The following is a 15,986-nucleotide window of genomic DNA, read 5'->3' as shown; positions in this document are numbered from 1 at the left end:
ATCGAAAAAATGACTCGAACTGACAAAAAATATTAAATTTACATTCTTAAAAAAAATCAATGTCAGAAATTATTGACTTCCTTTTTGGACAATACAAAACGTATGAAACAATAGATATCGTTTTAGAAATTATTGCGGTAATTTTTGGTTTTTTATCTGTTTGGTTTTCTAAACAAAATAAAATCTGGGTTTTTCCAACAGGAATGATTAGTACCGTTATTTTTGTTTATTTATTACTGAAATGGGAACTTCTAGGTGATATGATGATAAACGCTTATTATTTTATAATGAGTGTTTATGGTTGGTATATTTGGACTTATAAAAGTGATGGAGAACACGCAACTCCAATAACTCGCACAACTTTAAAAGAAAAAAAACAAAGCATTGTCATTTTTATTGCAACACTTATTTTTGTGTATGCAGTCTATACTTATTTTGATAAATGGACAAGTTGGACCGCTTATGTAGACACAATTACAACCGCAATTTTCTTTGTAGGAATGTGGTTAATGGCAAAACGAAAATTAGAAAATTGGATTTATTGGATTATTGGAGACATTATTTCTGCTCCTTTATATTTTTATAAAGGGTTTACTTTTACTAGTTTTCAATATTTAATATTTACTTTTATAGCAATATTTGGTTACATCGCATGGAAAAGAAACTTAGACAAAAACCCATCAATCTTGTAAAGGTTGTTTTATTTGGGCCTGAATCATCAGGGAAAACGACACTTTCTCGTCATTTAGCACGTTATTATCATACTGTTTGGGCGCCTGAATTTGCGCGTGAATATTTACAAGAAAAATGGAATAACGAACGTAAAACTTGTGAAGCAGAAGATTTACTTCCTATTGCTGTTGGGCAAATGAAATTAGAAAACAAATTGGCTAAAAGAGCTGATAAAATTCTAATTTGTGATACAGATTTATTAGAAACTAAAGTATATTCTGAAGAATTTTATGGTGGTTTTGTAGATGAAAAATTAGATAAAGCAGCAAGCGAAAATCAGTATGATTTATATCTTTTAACTTATATAGATACTCCTTGGGAAGAAGACGATTTACGTGACAGACCAGAGTTACGCTTAGAGATGTTTAATGCTTTCGAAAAATCTTTAATAGACAATAACAGACCTTATATTTTATTGAAAGGTGATAAAGAAACTCGTTTAAAAAATGCGGTTGAAGCTATTGATAAAATTATTGCTAGCAAAGAGAATCTTTACTCTTTTTCTGATTCTTTACTAGATTTAGATATGCATTTTATGCATCAAAATAATGATTTTGGTAATTCACCAGAATATTAAATGAACACTTCTGAAATTATAAAAGAATTAAATTTTAAAGCGATTAGAAGTTCTGGCGCTGGAGGACAACATGTAAATAAAGTGTCGTCTAAAATTGAATTGACTTTCAATTTAGAAAACTCAAACGCTCTTTCTGACAGAGAAAAGGAGCTTTTAAAAACAAAGCTTTCTTCTAAATTAACGAAGGAAAACAACCTCATCTTATTTTGTGACGAAACACGTTCTCAACACAGAAATAAAGATCTTGCTATTAAACGTTTTTTAGATTTATTGAAGACGAATCTAATTCGCCCGAAAAACAGGAGAAAAACGAAACCGACTAAAGGTTCTATAAAAAGAAAAACAGAAAACAAAAAAAGAGTTTCTGTAAAAAAAGCACTTAGAAGAAAACCAAAATTGGATTAAACTCTAATAATTGGCAAACAAGTCTAGCCCTGATTGAACGGTTTGTTTGAGCTCTTTTTTATTCCTTTTTAGGATAAAAAAAGCGAGTAGTGAAAGCAGGAAATAGCTTCTAAAAAATTTAAGAATTCATTTTCTTTAAATATTCTCCCATTTTTTCATGCACAACGTTTACTGCTTGCAAAGGTCTTACCATTACTTTAATTTCTTTCAGTTTTCCGTCTTTTGTAAATTGAATCATGTCTACACCTTCTACCGTAATTCCGTTTATTTCTGTCTCGAATTCTAAAATTGCATTCTCGTTATCACAAACTTCTCTTACGTATTTAAAACTACCGTTTCCAATAATTTCTGCTGCTGCCATTAAATACATTCCCACCATAAAACTGCCTTTAATTGGTCTAAATACAATTGGAGAATATAGAATTGCATCGTCGTCTATAAAATCACTAAAGTCTTCGTAATTTTTATTTTCTACAAAATTGTGCCAAGTATCTAATCCTTTTAAAGTGCTCATCTGCTATTTTTTATTTATCAAATTTACAAAAAAATACGTTTGTTGTTTTCTATGTCAAAAATCTAACTTAATTTCGCCGCGTTCTCATAAAGGGGTGCTTTAAAAAGCTGAGATCATACCCAATGAACCTAGAACAGATAATGCTGTTTAGGGATTTTGAATGTTTTTTCGAGAAAGTATCGTAATTTACTTATACTTTTCTCGTTATGACAAACACTAATTATTCAATATTAATCACAAGAATAATTACCTCTTTTTATTCGTTTTAAAATTTTTTAAAATGAAAAAAATTACCATTTTTTTATTCTTGTTTGTAAGTACACTTGCAAACGCCCAGTCCTTTACGCTTTCAGGAAAAGTAGTAGACGAAAACAATGATTTTTTACCAGGAGCAACTATTTTGGTGAAAGAAAGTAAAAAAGGAACGTCCACCGATTTTGATGGTCAGTTCTCTGTAAATCTTTCAAAAGGAAAGTACACAATTCAAGTTTCTTTTATTGGTTACAAGTCTGTTTCTAAGGAAGTTTCTTTGACTAAAAATGATGAAATTGAGTTTTCGTTATTGCCAGATTCTACGGTTTTAGAAGAGGTTTTGGTTTCTGCAGTTCGTGTAAAAGCGAATTCACCTGTAACACACTCTAACTTATCAAAAAAGGAAATTGCTAAGCGTAATTTAGGGCAAGACATTCCTATTCTGCTTAACTATTTACCTTCTGTAACTACATCTTCTGATGCAGGAGCTGGTGTTGGTTACACATACATTCGTGTTCGTGGTTCTGATGGAAGTCGTGTAAATGTTACTGTAAATGGAATTCCGTATAACGATGCTGAAAGCCAAGGGAGTTTTTGGGTAAATATGGGAGATTTTGCTTCTTCTACAGAAAGCTTACAATTACAACGTGGTGTTGGTACATCTACAAATGGTTCTGGTGCTTTTGGTGCAAGTTTAAATATTTTAACCGATGCTATTTCTGAAGAAGCTGGTGGAGAAATTTCGAACTCTTTTGGTTCTTACGGAACAAGAAAACACACTGCAAAGTTTACAACAGGAAAAGTAAATGACCATTTTGAGTTTGCCGGACGTTTGTCTAATGTGTATTCTGATGGTTATATCGATAGAGCTTTTACTGATTTAAAATCGTATTTCTTACAAGCTTCTTACGTAGATGAAAATACCTTAGTAAAAGCATTGGCTTTTAGTGGTAAAGAATATACATACCAAGCTTGGTTTGGTTTAACCGCAGAAGAATTAAAGGAAGACAGAAAACAGAATCCTTATACGTATGATAATGAAACTGACAACTACCAACAAGATCATTATCAATTACATTGGAACGAGAAATTAAACAAAAACTGGTCTACAAACTTAGGTTTAAACTATACAAGAGGTAAAGGTTATTTTGAACAATTTAAAGGAGAAGAGTCTGCAGCAGATTTCAATAATTTAATTGAAGAAGATAGCGATGTTATTGTTAGACGTTGGTTAGACAATCATTTTTATGTAGCAAATTTTAACGCGACTTATAAGAATGATGAGATAGAGATTATTGGGGGAATGTCTTACAGTAACTATACTAATGATCATTATGGAGAAGTAATTTGGGGAAGTGATTTATCTGATGGAACAACTATTAGAGATCAATATTATTTTAGTGATGCTAAAAAAACAGATTATAGTTCGTTTGTAAAAACGACCTATAAAGTAACAGATCAATTAACTGCTTTTGTAGATTTACAAGGAAGATTTGTAACTTATAAAACAAAAGGATTAACATCTGATAGAGATGCAATAGATGTAAATTCTAATTTTAATTTCTTTAATCCTAAATTAGGATTCACATACGCACTTAACGAAACAAATAGTTTTTATGCCTCTTATGCAAAAGCAAATAGAGAACCTAATAGAAATGATTTTGAAGTAGGAACTACACAACATGAAAGTTTAGATGATTATGAGTTAGGTTGGCGTTTAAAAAACGAAAACATTAAATTAAGTACCAACGTTTACTATATGAATTATAAAAATCAGTTAGTATTAACTGGTGCTTTAAATGATGTTGGTTCACCTATTAGAGCCACAAGTGGAAAAAGTTACCGTTTAGGTTTAGAGGTTGATGCAGATATTCGTATTAGTGATCAATTTTCTATGAGACCAAATGTAGCAATTAGCTCTAATAAGAACGTAGATTTTAACGCTCCCATAAATGGTGCTTTAATAAATTTAGGAAATACGCCTATTTCTAATTCTCCTGATATAATTGCTGGTAATGCTTTTGTTTTTCAGCCTTTAAAAAACTTACAATTTTCTCTTTTATCTAAATATGTTGGTGAACAATATATGGGTAATTTAGGCGGTGCAATTGTTAATGAGCCTTCAGTTCTTTATAGCGAAATATCTACAAATAACGAAAAATTAAAAAGTTACTTTACAAGTGATTTTAATGTAGTTTATGAACTAGAAACAACTAAAATATTTAAATCAATTGTGTTTTCTGCTTTAATAAATAACATTTTTGATACAAAATATGTAGACAGAGGTTATTATTACACGTATGATGATACTTGGTCTGTAGCAGGTGAAACTACTACGATAGATGGTGCTGGTTATTACCCACAAGCAACTAGAAACTTTTTAGTTGGTGTAACTTTAAAGTTTTAGAAAATTAATTAATTCTATGAAAAGGAAGAATCCCAAGTATAAAAGCTTAGGATTTTTTTTGGTTTAAAAACTGATGGTTTACTGATGGTTTTCTTATCTAAGTTTACTGTTGTAAGTCATTAAACAGATGTCATCTCAGTTTAAAACGTTGACCACAATCTAACATAACAACTAAAATGCAAACAATAAAGTTTACTTTATTTGTTTTTTGTAAACAAATATAATTACTTTTTTATATATTTGTACACACATAAGTTTACAAATATACCTTTTTGTAAACTTACAGATTTAGAAAAAAATGAGAAATAAGCGAAAACTTTTAATTGAGCAACTAGACCAAAAGCTTCAACCATTTTCTGAAGCTAGTAAGGTATTGGTCCCAGAACGTGGATGGATACATACAATTCGAACGACATTGAATATGACAATGGCACAACTTGGCACCAAATTAAATATAACTAGGCAAGGTGTAAAAAGAATTGAAGAGAGTGAAGCTAATGGTACAATAACACTCAAATCTTTAAAAAATGCAGCTAATGCAATGGACTTAAAATTAGTTTATGCACTGGTTCCAAAAAATGAAACCATCAACAATTTAATACAACTAAAAGCAGAATCACTGGCAAAAAAAATAGTTTTAAGAACCAACCAAAATATGAAATTAGAAAACCAAGGAATTGGAGATGAAAAGATCGCTAAAACCATAAAGGAACTTGCGGATGAAATAAAACGAGAGATGAAAAAATCATTATGGGATTAGAATTCGATTATAAAGTCGGACAAACACCTTTAGACGAAGAAGAAAAAGAAGGGCTTAAAATAAAGTCAATTACTACTCAAGGAGAATTGGATGAATTTGAGCAATTGAATATTGAAAAAGCAGTGGAATGGACGATTCATACAAAAATAAAACCTGAAAAAATTTTAACAGAAAAGTTTGTAAAAAACTTACATAAAAGAATGTATGGCGATGTATGGAAATGGGCAGGCGAATTTAGAAAGACAGAAAAAAACATTGGAATTCCGTGGACGCAAATTGGAATTGAATTAAAAATTTTACTTGACGACACTAAATATTGGATAGAAAACAAAACTTTTTCGCCTGAAGAAATAGCTATACGATTTAAACATCGCATAGTATCCATTCATTGTTTTCCAAATGGAAATGGAAGGCACTCTAGAATGATGGCTGATATTATAATGGAATCAATATTTGGAAATGAAATATTTTCTTGGAACCAATCAAATATGGTTAAAGCTAACGAAACAAGAAATCAATATATAAAAGCCTTAAGAAAAGCTGATAAAGGCAATTATAAACAGTTAATTGAATTTGCAAAAAACTAAAAAAGGGAGCAATTTGCTCCCTTTTTTAGTTTTTTATAAACCAATTATTAAGTTTTATTTCTCTGCTTCTTTAACATAATGGAATGTTGGATCATTCTCGGTAATAGTACCTGCTCCTTTTTTATTAATCTTAAAAGTAACATCTTTTGTTGTAGTAAATAACAACACAGACAAAAAAGGATTTTTAAGATGTTCTTTTAAAACATCAAAAGCCTCCTCTAAAGTAACTTCTGTTTCTACATCTTCTGTTTCTCTAGGTCTATAGCTAAACTTCAATAGAACTTTAACGTCGCCCTTAGAAGCAACGGGTCTTAGAAATATATTTTTCAATTCGAGTTTACCAATAGTTTTTGCCATTGTTAATTTAGCAAATTCACCTTTTTGTACACTTTCTTTTACTTGTTCTAAGAAAAGAACAAACGCATCTTGATATGGCATAAATATCTTATTTTGGTTCTAATAATAATACTATTTTATTAAAATCTGCTGCACTATTAATTACAGTTCTATATTCTTCATACATTGCTACTTGTACAATGTTTTCTCTATAATGTTCGTCTGCAGTTACTGTTACAGTATTTCCTTCTAATTGATAAGAAGACTTAAAAGAGAACAATTCTTTTCCGTTTTTAGAATATGAATTATCAATATTAATATCATCTAAATTAGTAATCTTATAACCTTCAGGAATATTAATTGTTAAGGTTCTTAAATAACTTCTATGAAACTGCTCTTCTAAAGGCAAAACTCTTTCTTTTTCTTGATATAATTGTACTTGTTGTCCAATTAAATCGCCCAACTTAAACAAATATTTTCTTCCTGCTTTTTCTACAAAAGCTTCCGTTGTAAAATCTACAATAAATTGCAATGGTTTTACACCAAACAATTCTGAGTCATCATTTATAAGTTTTCTATCTGTAATTTCGAATTCTGTTGTAATACCTTCAATAAAACTATCTACCAATTCTTCTCGATCATCTCCTTGTATTAAATGCATAAAAGGCTGAATATTCATAGCATAATATCCGCTGAAAGCTCTATCAAAATTAATACTATTCTCTGTTAAGTTTTCTTTATCGAAATCGATTGTTACTTTCATAACATCTACAACTTCATCTGCTTTTACAGGTTCAATATATTTAATTTTTCCAACGGCAGATTTAAAATCTCCAATAACAACTTCTTTTATAAATAGTCCATAATTATCCATCATATAAGGCATCGGAAACCCAAATCTTGTTCCTGATGCATTTGGTGATACATACTTTTTAGATTTTGGAAAATACAGTAAAAAGTCCGTTAAAAAATTAGTCGCTTCGAATTCTGTATCGAATCTCATTTGTTTTCTATCCGTAGTTAAAACAAGTTCGTGCTTTATATTTAAAGTTCTTAAAACTGCAATATATAGTTTGATAACTCCCGTTTCATTCGCTACACTTTCTGTTAGAATTTTATCTAAATCTTCCAAATCTTCACTATAAACATCTTGCGAATACACATTTGATTTAATGTAAAAATCTAATTTTCTAATAATGCTTTCTTCATCTGCATTTTTTGGCAATTCTAATTCTTTAATATAATCGCGAATTAAACCTGCTGTCTTACTTGAATATTCTTTATAATATCTACTATATATATTTTGTGAAACATTGTTATATGAAACCATATCTGCACCATTACCTGCTGTGTTTTTATCCATTTTATAAACAATAAAAGCTCTAGATGCATTGTAAGGTGCTTGGTATTCGCTTTCTAGTTTTTTAACTTTATCGATATGTAGTTTATAATGTAGTTTTTCTTTAGTTAAAGTATCTCTTTCTACTGTTGCTAAATCATTAAAACTCTTAAACTTGAACAGTAAATTACTTGGCGAAAACAAATCGAACTGAACTTTATCTTTATTATAAGAATCTTGAATGTAGACTTTTTTGCCGGTATAACTTGGTGGTCTTTTTACAACATACATATACTCTATAAAACTGCCTTTTGTAATTCCTTCTAAGGCATAATACTTATACGTTCTTCCTGTTTCTTCATCTTCTGCAGTTAATATTTTAGATTGATCTAAAGTGATTAATTTCCCTTCTGGAGTAATTACTCTTGCTTTGTTTATTTGCAATTCTGCTCTCGATGAAAAAGGCAAATATATTTTGTTATATTCTTCAATTGCATCATCAGAATTTAGCCACAAAACTTTGTGTTCTAAAAAATATTCTACTAAATCTTTTTCTTTAAAATAAAACTCTGTAACTGTTTTTTCTTTTACAGCAATCATATCTTCTGTACTTCCTTTTTCTACTGTATAATTTGGAGTTTCTTCCCAATCATAACTTTCAAAAAAAGGTTCGTTTTGCGCTACTGTAATTTGAAAGGCAAATAATACTGCCACTAATATGCTAAATTTCATCTTCATAATTCTCTTTTATTCTTTTTTTAAAACTACTATTTCTTTGTAATTTCTTTCAATTTTTTTAATCAGTTTGTTTACTTCTTTTTGTTGCTCTAAACTTAAAACTAAAAAATTTAATTCAATAGTATGATTGTAAATTACTTTATTCCCTTCTACTACATAAGTGATTTCACTTGTTAAAAATTCATTAGAAACTTTTACAGCTTCTGGTAAATAATCTACTTTATAACCTGTAGGAATTTCTAAATTTGTAGTGTATTTAAAATATCTTTTATAATCGTATTCTATTGCGTTTTCACGTTTTTTGTCCGTTTTATAATACGTTAAATCTTTGTTTAAGTTTAGGTTGATATAAATTTCATCGCCCAATTTTTTAGAATAATTTTTAATTTCGAAATCGTAATCAACTATAAAACCATTGTCGTAATGATATTTATTCGCTTCTTTAAAACTACTGACTAAAAACTTGTTATTCCCTTTTTCGAACATTCTATTATAGAATTGTTTCAATTTTGTTTGGGTATTTTCGTTTTCTAAATCATTAAAAACATCAATTTTTGGATACCCAGAAATACTTGTTTTTGAAGACCCAATTACACTTCCGTTTTCAATTTTTATGTTTGTAATATCTATAATTGCGTTTTCTTTAGCAGCAACAACAGGTACTTTTTTAATCTTAAAATCTTTACCATAAGAAACCAATGCTTCTTTTCCTTGAATAAAAGAAGTCGGAATTCCGAATTTAATATATCTTCCTGTTGCGTCTAAATAATACGTTCTTCCGTTGTTTTCATAAGAAAGAATCATGTGATTATCTACCACTGGCGTTGGCACTTCTTCATAGGTATAAGGAATACTTCTTGTACCAATCCACGTTAAATTTCCTTTTACGCCTGCAATTTCTAACATTCTGTAAAGTATACTTGAGTTATCTTTACAATCGCCATATTTTTTTCTAAAAACCTCGTTAGATTCTCTTGGTATAAAACCTCCAAGAGCATACTCGAAAGCAATATATTTTATGTTTTTCTGTGTCCAATAATAAATTGCTTTTACTTTTTCTAGATCGGTTTTTTTATCCGCAGTAATTTTAGCTACTAAAGTGACCAATTCTTGATTTGCAGGTTCTATATTCACGTTTTCAACCAAAGAATAATACCAATCATATAAATCGGATACTTCACCCAAAACCTTTTTTGTTTCCTTTTTAATTTTATAAGAAGTGATGATAGGCACAATATGAGGCAAAATGGTTTTATAGTTTGGCGTATATGCTTCATGCTCGTATTTTTCTTGATCATTAAGCTCCCAAGTATAAATTGTTTGTTTACGCTTTTCTTCCTTTGTAAATTTTATTTTATCATCAGAAATATTGAATTTTCTGAATTCTAGATTCACACCTTTATCTGCAATAATGGTTATTTTATTCTTTTTGATGGGATAATATTCACCAAAATAAAAAGGCATTAAAAAACGAGGGTTTTTAATTTTCTGTGAATATTTTAATTTTGATTTTGATCCTTTTCTTAAATTAGGATATACATAGTTTAACGATTTTGTGTCGTCATAAAAAGAAGTATTTAACTCATCCTTTTCTGTAAATTTTACAACTTCTTTTTCTACATATTCATTGTTTTCAAAAGAAAATGAGGAAGCTTCAATTTGATTCAATTCAAAAAAAGCAGAGAAATTTAATGTGTTTTTAGAATTATATGTTGCAGCTTGATTTAGATACAAATCTTCTTCTAAAAATTCTTGATTTATTTCTAAACCTTCTTTTGTAGCTTCTATTGTAATAACTGTTTCTTGTTGCAAGCGAATTCTTGCGTCTTCTGGATGCAGTTTACTATACTTTAAAAACTCAGTAGAATATTGAGCATTTAAGCCTGTAACTACGAATAAAAAAACCGCAATTAAACTTGATTTATATATTTTCAACCTTGTAAACTTTTCCATTAAAATATTCCTTTTTCGTTTTTACTTTTCCTGCTTCATCATAAATAAACGACATTCCATGTTCTACATCATTCGTAAACATCAATTCTTCTTTCTTATTTCCGTTTTCGAAATATACAATTTGTTTTCCATGCTTTTCTCCATGACTGTAATTTGTCTCTTTTTTTACATTACCATTCGAAAAATATGTTCTTTTTACACCATGATAATTACCATCTAGATAATTAATTTTTTCAATTAAACTTCCATCATAAGTATACGATTTGTAGCTATTTATAAACTCTCCGTTTTTAAGTTCTAGTGTTCTTGAAACTTTTCCGTTATCGAAAAAACCTTCTATCTTACCACTTTCTTTATCTAATGGAATCATTGCAATTTCTGTTCCGTTTTTATCTAAATAACTATAACCAATAATTTCTCCATGGTTATAAAAACGAATTAACTGAAGTTTTCCTGAAGTATCATAAAACACATGTTTACCATGTTTTTTTCCTTCATAATAATCAACACTAAACTTTTTAACACCATTATCGTAGTATTTAAAGCTAGTTCCTACTTCTAAATCATTTTCATAAGTATAAGTACCTTCTATTTTCCCATTTTCATAATAGTTGATTAATTTACCATGAACATTTCCTCTAGAATAATCAACTTTACTCTCTACGTTTCCGTTTTCGTAATACCATGTCCAAGTTCCGTGTTGTTTTCCATTCAAATAACTTCCCTTAATTTTTGTTTTACCATTAAAATAGAAAATCTCATAATCTCCATGTTTTATTTCATTTACATAAGAAAGATTCGTTCTTATATTTCCATTATAGTGTTTAGAAGTTATTTTATATTCGTTTTCTTTAGATGTATAATTTATCTTTTCGAACAAAATTTCATCTTTACCAAGAATGTTTTCTGAAATTAAATCGCCAAATTTATAAAAAGTAGTAGACGTTAATTTACCTCTTACCCCATAAGATTCTTGGGTTCCATTAAGCGCTCCTTTATGATAAAAATTAATGGCATTTAAACTACCATCTAAATTATAATACTTCCATTCTCCCTGTTGATTTCCTTCTTTATACCAACCTTGAGTACTCATTTGTCCATTATCATAATAGCCTACATAATAACCGTCTATGATATCTTCTTTGTAGGTTGTTACATTATCAATTTTACCGTTTTTAAAATAGGTAAAATACTCGCCTATTATTTTATCTTCCTTAAAGTTTCCTTTATTTTTTAAAACGCCATTATTGGTATAGAATTTCCATTCACCAACTTTTCCACCAGAAATATCATACAATCCTTCAATTGTTTTATTTCCTTTAGGAGAAAATCCTTCATAATAAAAGGCACCACCTTTCTTTTTCCCTTTCTTTAAAATAGTTGCATCTTTATTATAAAAAGTAAAAGCAATAATTTCTCCTTTTCTGTAGATATAATCATAATACAATTTACCATCTGTGTCATAGTAATTGTACAAATCACTTAAATCTCCTTTTTTATAAGAAGATTCACTTTCTAAGGTTCCGTCAGAATAATACGTTTTCCAATCACCTGTATAACTACCTTCTAAACTTTGCCCAACTTCATTTGGTTTTCCATTAGAATGAAACGATTTATAATCACCACTTATCTCACCATTTACATAGTTAATTTCTGAAGAAACCTTTTTATTATAATGATAAACTGTTTCTACTCCGTTCTTTTTACCAGCAAAGTAATACGATTTTGCATATAAATCTCCATTTGCATAATACTCTAAAACTTCACCATCTACTTCGCCATCTTTATACGGAATCTTAAATTCTAACAATTTTTCTCCTACACTAAAATAAGATTTATAGATACCATCTACTTTACCAGATTTAAAATATTTTCTTTGTACTAAGGCTCCTTTGTTATTGAAATATTCATATTGTCCGTCCAAAGAATCATTTCTATAAACAGCATCTACATATTTTTTTCCATTTGTATAAAACATAAAGTTCTTACCATCTAACACTCCTTCTTTATAAAATGCAATCTCTTTTATTTTATTAAATGAAGAATACCAAGTCCATTTACCAATTCTATCTCCAGAATCATCAAAATTCCCTTCTGCTGTTAACTTACCTAATTCATTATAGAATTGCCAAAAACCAACTGCTTTTCCATCTTTATAATTACCAATTGCATCTACATAAGAATCACTATATTCATAAAGAACATCTTGTTGTTTTCCATTAAAAATAATGTTGTTTTTAGATACGTTATTTGCCCATTTAATTTTTAAAGCTGATAAAAAAGCAATTATTTGTTTGGTGTTTTTCTTAATTACTTTTTGATAATCTTCATTTTCAATAGAATAAGCTAACGTATAAATAAAATCATCGAATTTATTATTTGTAGCAATCCACTTATAAAAAGGAAGATACGTTTCATCCCAAAAACCACCATTTCCTTCAAAGTTTTTTAACTGTTCAATCATTGCATGATTCTGTTTTGCTAATGAAATATCAATTGGGTTTCCTGTTTTGTAATTCTTATTCAAAGCTACATTACTACTTAGTACTAAATCTATATCTTCAAAAGAATCATCTTGATCATCTAAAATAATAGTTCGATCTCTTTTATTAGTGTTTTTAGATTTAACAACATTATTTAAAGACTTTAAAACAGAAAAAGCTCCATCTACATCTGGCTCTAAAAGTAAATACATATTAAAACACATTAACGCTTGTGTTAAACGCTCTTGTTTGTAGTAAATATTACCAATTTGTAAATGTGGTTTAGTATAAATTGGGTTTAAAGTAATTGCTGTTTTATATGCATTTACAGCTTCATTTAACTTTCCTTCTGTTTCTAATGCAAATCCTTTATTAAACCACAATAAATAGTTCTTTGGATAAATTTTAAGGCCTTCATTATAATTTTTTAAAGCTTCATCATTTCTTTTTAAATTTGATAAAGCAACTCCCTTATTTGCATAAAAATTAGCTTTAGGATAGTCATTATTGCTATTTAGACCTTCGTTTACAACATTCAGTGCCTCTTCATACTTTTTTAATTGCAGTAAATAATATGACTTTGAAATAAGTAATGAATTATAAGCCGAATCGTTTTTATTAAGTGTCTTAATAATTTCTACAACTTTATCATTGCTTTCTTCTTTAGAAATTTTTTGAATGATTTCATCATAATCTATGAACGGAATTTTTTCTTGTGAAAAGCTAAAATTAGCCACAAGTAACATAGCAATCAATATTTTTTTCATGAAACTAAATTAAGAAAAAAGAGGGAACAAAAACTTGAAATAATAAGTTTTTGTTCCCTCTTTTTAAGAGTTTAATTTTTTTAAGAATCCATTCTACCAACAGCGCAACTCACAAACGATTTTGCCTTGTGTAAAACAGTGTTTTTATCACCAACTTCTGGATATCCTAATTTAGATAATTTTAATTTAATTTCTTCTAAATTATCATTTTCTGATGCAATTGAAACAATTGATTTTTCAATATCAATTTCTATTTCACTTACGCCTTCTATTGCTAATATTCCTTTTTTAATAGTTGCAGCACAACCACCACATTTTAAATTTTCTATTTGTATTTCAGCTTTCATTATTTCTTGTTTTCTTGTTTCCACTTATTATATCCGCCTAAAACATTATAAACTTCAAATCCTTTATCTTGTAATATTTTAGTTGCTTTACCACTTCTATTACCAGTTCTACAGTATACATATACTGGTTTATTTTTGTCTAATTTCTGAATCGCTTTTGCAGTAAAGTCAGTATCAAAAAAATTGACAAAAAGCGCAGTTTCTATAGCTCCATATTTTACCTCTTTTTGAGTTCTTACATCAATTAATTGAATTTTATCTTTAGATAATAACTCTTTTAATGCTAGTGTTGTAATTGCATTTCCTTCTTGTACTTCTGCACAATTGATAAAAAGAAAACTCGCAAAAAGTATAAAAATTAATTGTTTCATATTTCTATTTTAAAGTTGATGGACAAACTGCGTATGTTCTATCAATATTTGTGTTTCTTATTGCTGCATATCCTCCAGCAACATCAATTACGTTATGATAACCTCTTGCTTTTAAAATAGAAGAAGCAATTACAGAACGATATCCTCCCCCACAATATACATAAAAATCTTCTTTTTTAGGAAATTCAGCAATGTGATCATTTAAGAAATCTAAAGGTGTGCTTTTTGCAATTTTAATATGCTCACTTGCAAATTCACCAGGTTTTCTTGCATCAAAAACCAACGCATTTTCTTTAATTTTTTCTTCTAAGAAATCCGCAGAAACAGAAGTTAATGTGTCTATTTCTTTACCTGCTTTTTTCCAAGAGTCAAAACTTCCTTCTAAATATCCTAAAACATTATCGAAACCAACTCTTGACAAACGTATAATTGTAGCTTTTTCTTCTCCTTCTGGAGTTACTAACAAAATTGGTTGTTTAATATCTTTTATTAATGCACCAACCCAAGGTGCAAAAGTACCACCTAAACCAATAAAAATAGATTGTGGTATAAAACCTTTTATAAATTCTGATTGGTGACGAACATCTAAAATTAATGCATCTGTTTCATTTGCATGAATCACAAATGCTTCTACAGACAATGGTTTTGCACTGTTTTCTATAACATCATCTATATTTTGATATCCTTCTTTATTCAGTTTTACATTTAAAGGAAAATATGCAGGAGGAGGCAATAAACCATCTGTAACTTCTTTTACAAATTCCTCTTTTGTCATATCTGCTCTCAAAGCATAATTGGTTTCTTTTTGATTACCAATTGTACCCACAGTTTCTGAACTTAAATTTTTACCACAAGCAGAACCTGCTCCATGTGCAGGATATACTATAACATCATCTGCTAAAGTCATTACTTTATTTCGTAAACTATCAAATAAATAACCTGCTAAATCTTCTTCTGTAATATCTCCTTTTTGCGCTAAATCTGGACGACCAACATCACCTAAAAAAAGTGTATCACCACTAAAAAGAGCATGATCTTTTCCGTTTTCGTCTTTTAATAAATAGCAAGAGCTTTCCATAGTATGACCTGGAGTATGTAATACAGTAATTGTAATATCACCTACTTTAAAAACTTGATTATCTTCTGCAATAATTGAATCGAAATTGGTTTTAGCTGTTGGACCATACACAATTTTTGCGCCTGTTTTTTCAGCCAAAGTAACATGTCCACTCACAAAATCTGCATGAAAATGTGTTTCAAAAATATATTTAATTTTCGCATTATTTTTATCTGCACTATCAATATAATCTTGTACTTCTCTTAACGGATCTATAATGGCAACTTCACCATTACTTTCTATATAATAAGCTCCTTGAGCTAAACAACCTGTATAAATTTGTTCTATTATCATTTCTTTT

14 protein-coding genes are annotated in these 15,986 nt (G+C 29.0%); 6 read left to right on the top strand and 8 right to left on the bottom strand.

The genetic code is table 11. The features are described 5' to 3' along the window. Nucleotides 1–59 precede the first annotated feature (59 nt). The 3 genes from pnuC to arfB are packed head-to-tail and all read left to right on the top strand — an operon-like array spanning nt 60 to nt 1,714. Nucleotides 60–692 carry a nicotinamide riboside transporter PnuC gene (gene pnuC / locus BTO07_RS13270; RefSeq protein WP_087521690.1) on the top strand — a complete coding sequence of 211 codons (633 nt, stop codon included), beginning with the start codon at nt 60–62 and terminating at the stop codon, nt 690–692. Then, entirely contained in the window at nt 653–1,309 is a 657-nt protein-coding gene (locus BTO07_RS13265; RefSeq protein WP_087521689.1) for an AAA family ATPase, read from the top strand. Before pnuC ends, BTO07_RS13265 begins: the two co-directional genes overlap by 40 nt. Further along, a complete protein-coding gene (arfB, locus tag BTO07_RS13260; RefSeq protein WP_087521688.1) occupies nt 1,310–1,714 on the top strand; it encodes an alternative ribosome rescue aminoacyl-tRNA hydrolase ArfB in 405 nt (134 codons plus the stop codon). A gap of 118 nt (nt 1,715–1,832) precedes the next feature. On the opposite strand, the gene BTO07_RS13255 is transcribed toward arfB, so the two are convergent. After that, on the bottom strand, nt 1,833–2,228 hold the full coding sequence (locus tag BTO07_RS13255; protein WP_087521687.1) for a nuclear transport factor 2 family protein: 396 nt from the start codon (nt 2,226–2,228) through the stop codon (nt 1,833–1,835). Nucleotides 2,229–2,508: 280 nt separating this feature from the next. On the opposite strand from BTO07_RS13255, the gene BTO07_RS13250 reads away from it, so the two are divergent. The 3 genes from BTO07_RS13250 to BTO07_RS13240 all read left to right on the top strand — a co-directional run bounded on the left by BTO07_RS13250 (nt 2,509) and on the right by BTO07_RS13240 (nt 6,234). Then, nucleotides 2,509–4,887, top strand: coding sequence for a TonB-dependent receptor (locus tag BTO07_RS13250; protein ID WP_087521686.1), 2,379 nt, complete (start codon nt 2,509–2,511; stop codon nt 4,885–4,887). 298 nt (nt 4,888–5,185) lie between these two features. Further along, the gene (locus tag BTO07_RS13245; RefSeq protein ID WP_087521685.1) at nt 5,186–5,647 is read left to right on the top strand and encodes a mobile mystery protein A; all 462 of its coding nucleotides are present in this window, start codon (nt 5,186–5,188) and stop codon (nt 5,645–5,647) included. Continuing rightward, nucleotides 5,638–6,234, top strand: coding sequence for a mobile mystery protein B (locus tag BTO07_RS13240; RefSeq protein WP_087521684.1), 597 nt, complete (start codon nt 5,638–5,640; stop codon nt 6,232–6,234). Before BTO07_RS13245 ends, BTO07_RS13240 begins: the two co-directional genes overlap by 10 nt. Nucleotides 6,235–6,288: 54 nt before the next feature. Here BTO07_RS13240 and BTO07_RS13235 read toward each other — a convergent pair whose 3' ends face one another. From BTO07_RS13235 to BTO07_RS13205, 7 genes are all read right to left on the bottom strand, one after another. Next, on the bottom strand, nt 6,289–6,672 hold the full coding sequence (locus BTO07_RS13235) for a hypothetical protein (protein ID WP_087521683.1): 384 nt from the start codon (nt 6,670–6,672) through the stop codon (nt 6,289–6,291). 7 nt (nt 6,673–6,679) lie between these two features. After that, nucleotides 6,680–8,641 (bottom strand): DUF3857 domain-containing protein, encoded by a 1,962-nt coding sequence (locus BTO07_RS13230; protein WP_087521682.1) that lies wholly within the window; start codon nt 8,639–8,641, stop codon nt 6,680–6,682. 15 nt (nt 8,642–8,656) lie between these two features. Then, a complete protein-coding gene (locus BTO07_RS13225) occupies nt 8,657–10,600 on the bottom strand; it encodes a DUF3857 domain-containing protein (protein WP_087521681.1) in 1,944 nt (647 codons plus the stop codon). Continuing rightward, nucleotides 10,569–13,850 carry a toxin-antitoxin system YwqK family antitoxin gene (locus tag BTO07_RS13220; RefSeq protein WP_087521680.1) on the bottom strand — a complete coding sequence of 1,094 codons (3,282 nt, stop codon included), beginning with the start codon at nt 13,848–13,850 and terminating at the stop codon, nt 10,569–10,571. The genes BTO07_RS13225 and BTO07_RS13220 overlap by 32 nt, the downstream gene beginning before the upstream one ends. Nucleotides 13,851–13,930: 80 nt before the next feature. Next, nucleotides 13,931–14,197, bottom strand: a complete 267-nt coding sequence (locus tag BTO07_RS13215; protein WP_087522649.1) for a heavy-metal-associated domain-containing protein — start codon at nt 14,195–14,197, stop codon at nt 13,931–13,933. Further along, entirely contained in the window at nt 14,197–14,568 is a 372-nt protein-coding gene (locus BTO07_RS13210; protein ID WP_087521679.1) for a rhodanese-like domain-containing protein, read from the bottom strand. Before BTO07_RS13210 ends, BTO07_RS13215 begins: the two co-directional genes overlap by 1 nt. Nucleotides 14,569–14,572: 4 nt before the next feature. Further along, on the bottom strand, nt 14,573–15,979 hold the full coding sequence (locus BTO07_RS13205) for an MBL fold metallo-hydrolase (RefSeq protein ID WP_087521678.1): 1,407 nt from the start codon (nt 15,977–15,979) through the stop codon (nt 14,573–14,575). Nucleotides 15,980–15,986: the final 7 nt, after the last annotated feature.

The organism is Polaribacter sp. SA4-12, from assembly GCF_002163675.1.
In the GTDB taxonomy this organism is placed as follows: Bacteria; Bacteroidota; Bacteroidia; order Flavobacteriales; family Flavobacteriaceae; genus Polaribacter.
This window is presented reverse-complemented; position numbering and strand designations above follow the sequence as displayed.